The organism is Paenisporosarcina sp. HGH0030 (assembly GCF_000411295.1).
Lineage (GTDB): Bacteria > Bacillota > Bacilli > Bacillales_A > Planococcaceae > Paenisporosarcina.
Genome location: NZ_KE150425.1, coordinates 40,887 through 51,912, shown reverse-complemented (window position 1 = coordinate 51,912; position 11,026 = coordinate 40,887). Strand labels below are relative to the sequence as shown.

General features: G+C 39.5%; 12 protein-coding genes. 11 read left to right on the top strand and 1 reads right to left on the bottom strand.

Going from position 1 to position 11,026, the window contains the following annotated elements; translation table 11 throughout:
* Nucleotides 1-590 precede the first annotated feature (590 nt).
* The 9 genes from HMPREF1210_RS17200 to rsmI all read left to right on the top strand — a co-directional run bounded on the left by HMPREF1210_RS17200 (nt 591) and on the right by rsmI (nt 7,309).
* Nucleotides 591-2,018, top strand: a complete 1,428-nt coding sequence (locus HMPREF1210_RS17200; protein ID WP_016429977.1) for an aminotransferase class I/II-fold pyridoxal phosphate-dependent enzyme — start codon at nt 591-593, stop codon at nt 2,016-2,018.
* Nucleotides 2,015-2,659, top strand: a complete 645-nt coding sequence (tmk, locus tag HMPREF1210_RS17195) for a dTMP kinase (protein WP_016429976.1) — start codon at nt 2,015-2,017, stop codon at nt 2,657-2,659. Before HMPREF1210_RS17200 ends, tmk begins: the two co-directional genes overlap by 4 nt.
* Before the next feature lie 55 nt (nt 2,660-2,714).
* On the top strand, nt 2,715-3,044 hold the full coding sequence (locus HMPREF1210_RS17190) for a cyclic-di-AMP receptor (RefSeq protein ID WP_016429975.1): 330 nt from the start codon (nt 2,715-2,717) through the stop codon (nt 3,042-3,044).
* Between the two features lie 111 nt (nt 3,045-3,155).
* A complete protein-coding gene (holB, locus tag HMPREF1210_RS17185; RefSeq protein WP_016429974.1) occupies nt 3,156-4,160 on the top strand; it encodes a DNA polymerase III subunit delta' in 1,005 nt (334 codons plus the stop codon).
* The gene (locus tag HMPREF1210_RS17180; RefSeq protein ID WP_016429973.1) at nt 4,153-4,968 is read left to right on the top strand and encodes a stage 0 sporulation family protein; all 816 of its coding nucleotides are present in this window, start codon (nt 4,153-4,155) and stop codon (nt 4,966-4,968) included. Before holB ends, HMPREF1210_RS17180 begins: the two co-directional genes overlap by 8 nt.
* A gap of 25 nt (nt 4,969-4,993) precedes the next feature.
* Nucleotides 4,994-5,359: a DNA replication initiation control protein YabA gene (gene yabA / locus HMPREF1210_RS17175; protein WP_016429972.1), complete on the top strand. Its 366-nt coding sequence runs from the start codon at nt 4,994-4,996 to the stop codon at nt 5,357-5,359.
* Nucleotides 5,360-5,422: 63 nt separating this feature from the next.
* On the top strand, nt 5,423-6,169 hold the full coding sequence (locus tag HMPREF1210_RS17170; RefSeq protein ID WP_016429971.1) for a tRNA1(Val) (adenine(37)-N6)-methyltransferase: 747 nt from the start codon (nt 5,423-5,425) through the stop codon (nt 6,167-6,169).
* Nucleotides 6,156-6,428 (top strand): GIY-YIG nuclease family protein, encoded by a 273-nt coding sequence (locus HMPREF1210_RS17165; RefSeq protein WP_016429970.1) that lies wholly within the window; start codon nt 6,156-6,158, stop codon nt 6,426-6,428. Before HMPREF1210_RS17170 ends, HMPREF1210_RS17165 begins: the two co-directional genes overlap by 14 nt.
* Entirely contained in the window at nt 6,428-7,309 is an 882-nt protein-coding gene (gene rsmI / locus HMPREF1210_RS17160) for a 16S rRNA (cytidine(1402)-2'-O)-methyltransferase (protein ID WP_016429969.1), read from the top strand. Before HMPREF1210_RS17165 ends, rsmI begins: the two co-directional genes overlap by 1 nt.
* Nucleotides 7,310-7,348: 39 nt before the next feature.
* Here the strand turns inward: rsmI and HMPREF1210_RS17155 are convergent, their stop codons facing one another.
* Complete coding sequence (locus HMPREF1210_RS17155) at nt 7,349-7,627, bottom strand: AbrB/MazE/SpoVT family DNA-binding domain-containing protein (RefSeq protein WP_016429968.1); 279 nt, start codon at nt 7,625-7,627, stop codon at nt 7,349-7,351.
* Nucleotides 7,628-7,968: 341 nt separating this feature from the next.
* On the opposite strand from HMPREF1210_RS17155, the gene metG reads away from it, so the two are divergent.
* Nucleotides 7,969-9,927, top strand: coding sequence for a methionine--tRNA ligase (metG, locus tag HMPREF1210_RS17150; RefSeq protein WP_016429967.1), 1,959 nt, complete (start codon nt 7,969-7,971; stop codon nt 9,925-9,927).
* Between the two features lie 259 nt (nt 9,928-10,186).
* Nucleotides 10,187-10,957: a TatD family hydrolase gene (locus HMPREF1210_RS17145; protein ID WP_016429966.1), complete on the top strand. Its 771-nt coding sequence runs from the start codon at nt 10,187-10,189 to the stop codon at nt 10,955-10,957.
* Nucleotides 10,958-11,026 lie beyond the last annotated feature (69 nt).

Sequence of the window (11,026 nt, the reverse complement as noted above, 5' to 3'; positions counted from 1 at the left end):
TTAAGCTTAGTACGAAGGTGTGCGAGAAAGAGGAGGAACAAAGAGTTCGAGGAAACAAAGGGATGAGACTCGGAGCGTATAATATACGCGAGACTCGAAGACCTGCGGTTGACGAAGAAATCTGCCGTGCATCGTCTTTCGCAGCCTAGCGCCGATGGTAGTTGGGGGCGCCCCCTGTGAGAGCTGATACCTTCCGAGATGTCGGTTTTTTTGTGTTGTTTTTTAATGGTTTGAACAGGAGCGCAGCGAAAATAGAACTAATAGGAGGTTAAGAGTAATGGAAATCAAATTCTTAAATTAGGATCCATGACGCTGACTCTTCATGAATCTTTTCTGTTGGTGGAAGGTTTATATTATGGGAAGTAGGATTGAACGGGTGAATTGATTCAACAAGTCAACTTACCAGTGAGATGAGTTTGAACGAGAAATACTTCAATCTGAGCGATAAATTATCAATCGCATATATAAAAAGAGTATTTTGTTTCAGTGGTCAACTTAACTTGGTATATGAGATAACAGTGCAATGGCCGTCGGTGATTGTCCATCTTGTTGTATAATAAAGCTATATGAAAAAGTGTGAGGGATTAGATATGAAGGAACGTCCAATAGTAGAAGCGATGCAACGTTTTTATGAAAATCAAAATAGCTCGTTTCATGTGCCTGGACATAAACATGGGGCATTGTCCGAATTGCCGCGTGCTTTTAAAGATGTAATGAGGTTTGATTACACAGAGCTCAGTGGACTTGATGATTATCATCATCCGGAAGAAGTCATCGCGGAGGCACAAGATTTATTGGCAAAAACCTACGGAGCGCAACATAGTTATTTTCTGGTGAATGGTTCGACCGTGGGAAATTTGGCGATGGTGTATGCAACTTGTGGGGAAGGCGATCAAGTACTGGTGCAAAGGAATGCTCACAAGTCGGTATTCCATGCACTTGAGTTGGTAGGTGCACAACCCGTGTTTTTAACACCTCAATGGGATGAGGCTACCTACACGCCATCACACGTCAGCTTATCTACTGTAGCTGCGGCTATCGACTATTATCCAGATGCAAAAGCAATTATTTTAACTCACCCTACTTATTATGGCGTGACGAATTCTGAAATGATTGAAACCATTCAGTTGGCGCATGAACACGGAATTCCCGTCTTAGTTGACGAAGCACATGGGGCGCATTTTATTGGAAAAGGCAAATTTCCCATGTCCGCAATTGAAATGGGTGCAGATGTGGTTGTACAGTCCGCTCATAAAACACTGCCGGCATTGACCATGGGTTCATTTCTTCATATCAACTCAAATCGAGTGTCCAATGATAGAGTGAATCGCTATTTGCGTATGCTTCAATCCAGCAGTCCCTCGTATCTATTACTCGCATCCTTGGATGATGCCCGACATTATATCGGAACGTATGCGCATGAAGATCATCAGCAGTTTATCAAGTCACGAAATCAGTTCGTGGATGGGTTAAAGTCGATTCCTTCTCTTGAAGTTATTGAAGTTGATGATCCACTGAAGTTAATTTTACGGGTATCCCATTTGACTGGCTTCAGCTTGCAAAAACAATTGGAGCATCAGGGAATCTATGTAGAACTAGCGGACCCCGAGCAAGTTTTAATGATCTTGCCCTTATTAAAAGCTAGACATCACTTCCCATTTGCAGAAATACGAAGGAAGATAAAATCTGCTGTTGAAAAATGTTCTAAACAGCAAAGAGATAAAGTGGAAATTGATTATTCGCATGATATAGAAGCACTATCAACTTTAGCCGTTTCATATAAAAAGTTACAGACGGCAGAAAATGAATGGATTTCATTTACGAAAACTACCGGACGAATCTGTACGGGAATGGTTATTCCGTATCCACCCGGTATTCCTTTGTTTGTTCGTGGGGAGAAAATTACAACTAATAAATTGAAAATGCTTGCAGATTATTTAGCGAGTGGTGCAACGATTCAAGGTGAGCATGATTTGAGCCGAAAACAGTTGCTTGTCTTGAAGGAGGAAAAAGAATGAACAACCAAGGATTTTTTATAACAATTGAGGGACCAGAAGGTGCAGGAAAAACAACTGTGATGGGTGATGTTGTCGCACAATTAACGAATGAGGGATACGAGATTGTATCAACACGCGAGCCGGGTGGTATCCGCATATCAGAACATATACGTGAAGTCATATTAAATAACGATTACACGGAGATGGATGGCCGTACAGAAGCACTATTATATGCCGCGGCGAGAAGACAACACTTGGTGGAAAAAATCACGCCTGCATTAAATGAAAATAAAATCGTTTTATGTGATCGATTTATTGATGCATCTCTTGCTTACCAAGGTCACGCCCGCGGGTTGGGAATTGACGAAGTACTTTCCATCAATGAGTTTGCAATTGGCAAGTTAATGCCCAACCTAACATTATTGTTTGATTTGGAACCTTCATTGGGTCTAAAAAGGATTGCAAAGCATGATGAAAGGGAAAAGAATAGACTAGATGCTGAAAATTTGGCATTTCATGAAGCAGTAAGAGAAGGTTACCAGGAAGTCGTCAAACGATATCCAGAACGAATACATGTGGTGGATGCTTCCAAATCACAGGAAGAAGTAACGGAATACGTACTGAATGTTCTGAAAAATTATCTTGCTTCACGTATGAAATGAATAAACTTTTCATGTTATAATAGTAGGAAGAACTTCTGGAAAAGGGGCCGAGTTGATGAAGCTTATAGTGGCTGTGGTGCAAGATCAAGATAGTAACCGTTTATCAAACGCACTTACGAAAGGTGACTTTCGTGCAACCAAATTAGCAAGTACTGGTGGTTTTTTACGATCAGGAAATACGACGTTTTTAATCGGTACCGATGACGAATTAATTCCGAAAGCACTTGATTTAATCCGTGATAATTGTCGTTCTCGTGAGCAGATGGTTGCTCCGGTATCGCCAATGGGCGGTAATGCTGACTCATACATTCCTTATCCAGTAGAAGTTGAAGTAGGTGGCGCAACAGTATTTGTGCTTCCGATTGAACAGTTCCATCATTTTTAAATTTTAGTACTGCATTTATGAATCAATTTTATTTAGCTACACACGAAAAATCCCGTGTTTTCCGGATGTCCGGAGCACGGGTTTTTTCAAAAAGAAAGGGTGAGCAACTTCATGGATGCAAACCAAAAAGATGTCAGACAGTTACAGCCAGTTGTAATGAAACAACTCCAAACGGTTTTTCAGAAAAATCGTGTTGCTCATGCGTATCTTTTTGAAGGAGCAAAAGGAACTGGCAAAGTAGCGGTCATGCGCGCTTTTGTGAAATTATTATTATGTGAACAACCCGTACAAAATGTTTCATGTGAAACGTGCCGAGGGTGCAGAAGATTTGAATCTGGCAACCATCCTAACTTTATTCAAATTGAGCCGGATGGACAAGATATCAAAAAAGATCAAATGCTCCAGTTGATATATGAGATGAATAAAACAGGCCTTGAAGCTGGCCGTAAAATATATGTGCTCCACAGGGCAGATCGCTTAAACGCATCTGCTGCGAATACATTGCTCAAATTTTTAGAAGAACCTGAAGGTCTAATTACAGCGATTTTGTTAACGGAAAAACCACATGCGATTTTACCGACAATTCGATCGCGTAGTCAAATTATTTCTTTCCCTGCTATTCCTTATGAAGAACGGGTGAAAGTACTGATAGATCAAGGCTTGACTGCGTCTATGGCGGCAACTGTTTCCATGTTGACGAATGATTTGGAAGAATCTTCACAATTGGCAAAAGATGAGCAGTTTGCACAGGTTCGAAAAACAGTGTTAAAATTGGTTGAGGCAGTCGAATCTAATGTACATGAAGCGATGTTGACCGTACATGAAGATTGGTTACCTTTGTTAAAAGAAAAAGAAGAAACAGAACAGGCATTGGATTTGCTTTTATTCGCATACCGCGATTTAGTATCAGTCAAGGCCAAAAGTGATTCAGCTTACGCGTATCCAGATTTTTTGCCCTTTTATCAACGACGTGCCCTTCATACTACGTATGAGCACTTGTCCAATAAAATAGAGGCCATATTAAAAGCGAAGCAACAACTGCATCGCAATATGAATCGGACGCTGTTAATGGAACAGTTAATGCTGAATCTTCAGGAGGGGTTTTCGTTTGTATAACGTGGTAGGTGTCCGCTTTAAGAAAGCGGGTAAAATATATTATTTTGATCCAGCTGATTTTCCTTTAGAAAAAGATCAGTATGTTATAGTTGAGACAGCTAGAGGGGTAGAATACGGGAAGGTCGTCGTTCCTGTAAAGCAAGTTGAAGAACACGATGTGGTTTTGCCACTTAAGCAAGTTGTACGTCCGGCTGATGAGCGTGATCGCCATCAAGTGGAAGAGAACCAACTTGAATCGCAACAGGCATTTGAGCTTGGAACAGAGAAGATTGTTGAACACACGCTGGATATGAAGCTGGTCGATGTAGAGTATACATTTGATCGAAATAAAATAATTTTTTATTTCACGGCTGAAGGTCGAGTGGACTTCCGTGATTTGGTGAAAGATTTAGCTTCTGTTTTCAGAACTCGAATCGAGTTACGTCAAATCGGGGTTCGAGACGAAGCAAAAATGCTTGGTGGAATCGGACCATGTGGTCGTATGTTGTGCTGTTCTACATTTTTAGGTGATTTTGAACCTGTTTCAATCAAAATGGCCAAAGATCAAAACCTTTCTCTAAACCCATCAAAAATTTCGGGTTTATGTGGTCGATTGATGTGCTGTTTGAAATACGAAAATGATGAGTATGAAACAGCAAAAGAGTTAATGCCCGATATGGGTGCGCGAATTTCCACACCTGATGGCAAAGGAAAAGTCGTCGGAATTAATTTGCTGGAACGCGTGATGCAAGTTGAATTAGCTGAGCAACAACGTGTGCTTGACTATACATTAGAAGAAATTCAACAATATGCAGAAAACCAAGTGTAATGGACTGAACAACGAGGTGATGTACGTGAAAGATCGTAATTTTTTGGATACGGTCATGGAGTTTGAACAGCAACTGGAATCTTTGCAAGGGCAGTTCCATGCACTTAAAGAGTTCGTGGCATTGATGATGGAAGAACATCAGTCTTTGCAGCAAGAAAACTTCCTTCTTCGAACGCGACTGGATGAAATTCATGCAGCGGAAGAAGAAGTCCTGAAGCAGAACGAACTAAATGCAAAAAAATTAAGCCGGCTTGATATTGGAGAAGGTTACGATAACTTGGCACGATTATATCAAGAAGGATTCCATGTGTGTCATGTGCACTTTGGAAGCTCACGTAAAGGTGAAGATTGTTTATTTTGCCTTTCTTTTTTAAATAAACAAAACGGGTGATGAAAGACTGATTCCACTTATTCAAGTGGATGTCGGTCTTTTGTTATGTCGGAGGGTTAACCAATGGAAATCGACTTACAAGATGATGAAAGACTAGACTATTTGCTTGCAGAAGAACTACGGATTATTCAGAGTCCGTCCGTTTTTTCATTTTCACTCGATGCGGTCCTGCTTGCAAAATTTACGTATGTACCGATTAAACAAGGGTCTATCGTCGATTTGTGTTCAGGAAATGGCGTCATTCCTTTATTTTTAAGTGCACGGACGAAAGCCAAAATAACAGGTGTAGAATTACAGGAACGATTGGCTGATATGGCCAAGAGAAGCGTTAGTTATAATCAATTGAATGAACAAATTACTATTGTTGAAGGGGATGTAAAAACGATTCCAAAAGAGTTAGGAATTGAAAAGTATGATGTGGTGACGTGCAATCCTCCATATTTTCCTGCCCATGAAGCAAGTAATAAAAACTTGAAAGAGCATTTAGCGATAGCCCGTCATGAACTTTATTTAACGTTAGACGAAGCGGTTCAATCTGCAAGTCAGCTGTTAAAACAAGGTGGAAAAGCGGCATTTGTTCATCGACCTGGCAGATTGTTGGACATTGTTACGGCGATGAGAGCCAATCGACTGGAGCCGAAACGCATTCGCTTTGTTTATCCGAAAGAAGGCAAAGAAGCGAATACCTTGTTAATAGAAGGAATCAAAGATGGAAAACCTGATTTAAAAATTCTTCCCCCTTTATATGTGTACGATGAAAAAGGTGTATATACAGAAGAAGTGCGTGAGATGCTTTATGGAAAGAACTAATGAGCATGTTTTTTATGTATTGGAATGTGCTGATGGTTCCTATTATGCCGGCTATACCAACGATTTAACAAAGCGTGTAAATGTTCATAATAGCGGCAAAGGCGCCAAGTATACCCGAGCAAGACGACCGGTCTCTTGTATTTATCAGGAAGTATTCGAAACGAAACAACTGGCGATGAAAGCGGAGTATGCATTTAAACAATTAAAGAAAAGTGACAAAATAGATTATATGGCAAATGGAATGAGAGGTGAACAGTAATGCACGCACAAAAGAGTTTTTCAGGACAATCTTCTACTGGTATTTTATATTTGGTGGCGACACCTATTGGAAACTTGGAGGATATGACCGTTCGTGCGATTCGAATGATGAAAGAAGCGGATTATATTGCTGCGGAAGATACACGTAATACGAAAAAACTGTGTAACTACTTTGAAATTGAAACACCGCTTATCAGCTACCATGAACATAACTTGGAATATGGTGGGGACAAGCTTTTAGAGCTTCTGCGAAAAGGAAAGAATATTGCACTTGTCAGTGATGCCGGCTTACCGTGCATTTCAGATCCGGGAGCAGATATTGTGGCAAAGGCAGTAGCGGAGAATTTATCCGTGGTGCCAATTCCTGGTGCGAATGCTGCATTGAGTGCGTTAATATCATCTGGACTTTCCACTTTGTCATTTACTTTTTATGGTTTCCTTCCGAGGCAAAAGAAAGATCGGAAAGCTGCGCTTGAAGACCTTCAATATCACAAAGAAACGATGCTTTTTTATGAAGCTCCACATCGATTAAAGGAAACACTAAGAGATGCTCAACAAATACTGGGATCTTCGCGAAAAGTGGTCTTGGCTCGAGAAGTTACGAAGAAGTTCGAAGAGTTTGTAAGAGGAACTTTAGAAGAAGCAGTGGCTTGGGTAGAGAGTGAAGACGTGCGTGGAGAATTTGTATTGGTTATCGATGGTTCTAAAGAAGAAAATCCTGAAAAAATGGAAAAATGGTGGTTGAATTTATCCATAACTGAGCATGTTAACCATGTAATGGATAATCAAATGCTTTCTTCAAAAGAAGCCATTAAAGTCGTGGCCAAGGAAAGAGATTTACCAAAGCGGGATGTTTATCAGCAGTATCATATTGAAGCATAAAAAATCCGGAGTGACGTATTGTCGCTCCGGATTTTGAAATTATTTAGTAAGATTAGATTGAATTTCTTTTACCAATAAGTCTGCGCCTTCTGGGCTCAAGATCAGTTTTCCGCCTACTAAACGTAGGTTGTCATCTGATACTTCACCAGTAACAGCACATGTCATGTTTGGTAAATATTTTTTCAAGATGATTTTATCGTCATCCACGTAAATTTCCAATGCGTCTTTTTCAGCAATGCCTAATGTACGGCGAAGCTCTATTGGAATAACTACGCGTCCTAATTCATCAACTTTACGAACGATACCTGTAGATTTCATGAAAAGTACTCCTCCCGAATTATAAAAGTAATTCGTCAAATTTCGACATTTCTTTCTTGTCTGTTATTTATCATACCAACTCCTCCCAAATTCGTCAATAACTATTACTCCCAATTCAAAGTAATAATTGTTAAAAATATGATATTATATAGTTATAATATAATATTTTTGACACGAAATATTTGTTAGTGTCAAGAATATGGCAATAATAGAAAAAAACTGAATTAAAACTCAATGTAATTATTATTCGACAATTTCCGTCAATCTTACAGCATTGAAACAATTCAGGTACTCAGATAGAATAGTATTACTACTTTATGGGCACGAAAGGGCGAATTTAAGTGAACAGTAAAAAAAATTCTTTTTATATTACGACTCCAATTTATTACCCAAGTGGCAAATTCCACATTGGAACTGCATATACAACGGTGGCTTCCGATGCGATGGCTCGCTACAAGCGTTTACGTGGCTTTGATGTTCATTTTTTAACAGGAATGGATGAGCATGGTCAAAAGATTCAGGAGAAAGCGCAAGAAGCTGGAAAAGATCCACAATCATATGTCGATGAAATTGCGGAAGCTTCCAAACAGGTTTGGGACTTGATGCACATTTCCAATGACGATTTTATTCGTACGACTGAACAGCGTCATAAAGATGGCGTTGAAAAGATTTTTCAGTTATTCCTTGATAACGGCGATATTTACAAAGGTGAGTATGAAGGATGGTATTGCACGCCTTGTGAATCTTTCTTTACTGAATCACAATTGGAAAATGGAAACTGTCCGGACTGTGGACGTCCAGTGAAAAAAGTCAAAGAAGAATCATATTTCTTCAATATGAAAAAATATGCTGACCGCTTGCTGAACTATTATGAAAATAATGTGGAATTTATTGAACCTGAGTCCAGAAAAAACGAAATGATAAATAACTTCATCAAACCAGGATTGGAAAATTTATCTGTGTCCCGAACTTCATTTGATTGGGGAATCCGAGTACCTGGAGATGCAAAACATGTCATTTATGTATGGGTAGATGCTCTATCAAACTACATTACAGCTCTCGGGTATAAGTCGGATGATGAATCATTATTTAATAAGTTCTGGCCTGCTGATGTACATGTGGTCGGTAAGGACATTGTGAGATTCCATACAATTTACTGGCCAATTTTCTTGATGGCTTTGGATTTACCGTTACCTAAAAAAGTATTTGCACATGGCTTTATCATGATGAAAGACGGGAAAATGTCGAAGTCAAAAGGCAATGTTGTCACACCGGAACTTTTAGTGAACCGTTATGGACTAGATGCTACTCGTTATTTCTTATTACGTGAGTTACCATTCGGTGCTGATGGTGTCTTTTCACCGGAATCTTTTGTGGAACGTACGAACTATGACTTGGCAAACGACTTAGGAAACTTACTTAATCGTACTGTTTCCATGATGAATAAATATTTTGATGGTGTGATTCCAACAGAAGGAAATGAACCAACAGAATTTGATGCTACTTTACAAGAGCATGCAAAAGAAGTGAAAGAAAAATATGAAGCAAGTATGGAGAAGATGCAGTTCAGTATCGTGTTAAGCGATTTGTGGTCTCTTGTTTCTCGTACGAATAAATATATTGATGAAACACAACCATGGGTATTGGCTAAAGAAGAATCAGACAAATCAAAACTAGGTTCAGTTATGTGGAATTTGGCTGAAAGTCTTCGTAAAATAGCCGTTTACTTACAACCTTTTATGACAAATGCGCCAAAACAAATTGCTGAGCAACTAGGGTTGTCTGCAGATGCATTGACATGGGATTCACTTGAAAACACATCAAGCATTGCAACTGGCACAAAAGTGATTGAAAAAGGCGTACCGATTTTCCCAAGGTTAGAAGTGGAAACAGAAATTACGTATATTCAAGAACAAATGCGTGGTCCTGTAAAAGCGGAAGAATCTGAAGTGGTAAAAGAAGAAGTGGCAGAAGTGCCAGAAATCACAATTGATGAATTTTTGAATGTAGATTTACGAGTGGCCACTGTCACAGCTTGTGAAGCAATTCCTAAAGCGGATAAATTATTGAAGCTGCAAGTAGATTTGGGATACGAACAACGTCAGGTTGTATCGGGCATTGCCAAAAGTTACAAGCCTGAAGAATTAGTCGGGCAGAAAGTTATTGTTGTAGCCAACTTAAAACCAGTCAAGCTGCGCGGAGAATTATCGCAAGGAATGATTCTTGCTGGAGAAAAAGACGGTTATTTAACATTGGCAACCGTAGATGAAAAGCTTGAAAATGGTGCGAAAGTAAAATAAAAGAGAATCCCTATAGCCTGTCCAGCATTTGCTGAGCAGGCTTTTTCCTTGTCACTATGAATCGGAACGTGCTATTCTTTGGAAAGTTTAGGTCGTTGGAATCACTGGAAATAAAATACAATTAGTTATAATTGCCATTTCCAGGTTATTTAGTCCTGATTGTTATGAAGAACACATGGTTCTGTCGTCAATTTGTTACAAGACAGAGATGTAGGAAATACTTATTAATTCTAAAATAGAAACAGTGAGGCGATTAATCATGTACATAGACACACATGTCCATTTAAATGCAGATCAATACGATGAAGATTTACAACAGGTCATTGAACGGGCACTAGAAGCAAAGGTAAACCACATGGTTGTCATTGGTTTTGACCATAAAACGATTAAGCGAGCGATTTCGCTAGCGGAACAATATGATTTTATTTATGCAGTTGTTGGCTGGCACCCGGTAGATGCTATTGATTGTACAGATGAAGACTTGCAATGGATTGAGGAATTAGCGGCTCATCCAAAAGTTGTGGCTATTGGTGAGACTGGTTTGGATTACCATTGGGATAAGTCTCCGCATGATGTGCAACAAGAGTTGTTCAGAAAGCAAATTCGTTTGGCACAAAAAGTGAATTTGCCGATTGTCATCCACAACCGTGATGCTACCGAAGATGTCATCCGCATTTTACAGGAAGAACAGGCTGAAAAAACCGGAGGAGTAATGCATTGTTATGGTGGCAGTGTTGAAACCGCTAAAATCTGCATTGATTTAAATTTCATGATTTCCCTTGGGGGTCCCGTGACTTTCAAAAATGCGAAGAAGCCGAAAGAAGTAGCTGCCGAAATTCCTTTGGAGTATTTAATGATTGAAACAGATGCTCCTTACTTGGCACCTCATCCACATAGAGGAAAACGCAATGAACCGGCACTCGTAACACTTGTAGCAGAAGAAATCGCTCGTTTGAAAGATGTTTCAATTGATGAAGTGGCAAGAGCCACGACTGAAAATGCCATAAAATTTTACAAACTACCTGTATAAAAACTGGAACCGTCTCCAATACTTGGACAAAGGAGGAGCTTTCAACCAGAATAGTTTGACTAATTTAGA

Excerpts from the sequence above, each read along its gene's own strand:
- HMPREF1210_RS17200 (WP_016429977.1), top strand. The coding sequence starts at position 591 with ATGAAGGAACGTCCAATAGTAGAAGCGATGCAACGTTTTTATGAAAAT.
- tmk (WP_016429976.1), top strand. The coding sequence starts at position 2,015 with ATGAACAACCAAGGATTTTTTATAACAATTGAGGGACCAGAAGGTGCA.
- HMPREF1210_RS17190 (WP_016429975.1), top strand. The coding sequence starts at position 2,715 with ATGAAGCTTATAGTGGCTGTGGTGCAAGATCAAGATAGTAACCGTTTA.
- holB (WP_016429974.1), top strand. The coding sequence starts at position 3,156 with ATGGATGCAAACCAAAAAGATGTCAGACAGTTACAGCCAGTTGTAATG.
- HMPREF1210_RS17170 (WP_016429971.1), top strand. The coding sequence starts at position 5,423 with ATGGAAATCGACTTACAAGATGATGAAAGACTAGACTATTTGCTTGCA.
- HMPREF1210_RS17165 (WP_016429970.1), top strand. The coding sequence starts at position 6,156 with ATGGAAAGAACTAATGAGCATGTTTTTTATGTATTGGAATGTGCTGAT.
- rsmI (WP_016429969.1), top strand. The coding sequence starts at position 6,428 with ATGCACGCACAAAAGAGTTTTTCAGGACAATCTTCTACTGGTATTTTA.
- HMPREF1210_RS17155 (WP_016429968.1), bottom strand. The coding sequence starts at position 7,627 with ATGAAATCTACAGGTATCGTTCGTAAAGTTGATGAATTAGGACGCGTA.
- HMPREF1210_RS17145 (WP_016429966.1), top strand. The coding sequence starts at position 10,187 with ATGTACATAGACACACATGTCCATTTAAATGCAGATCAATACGATGAA.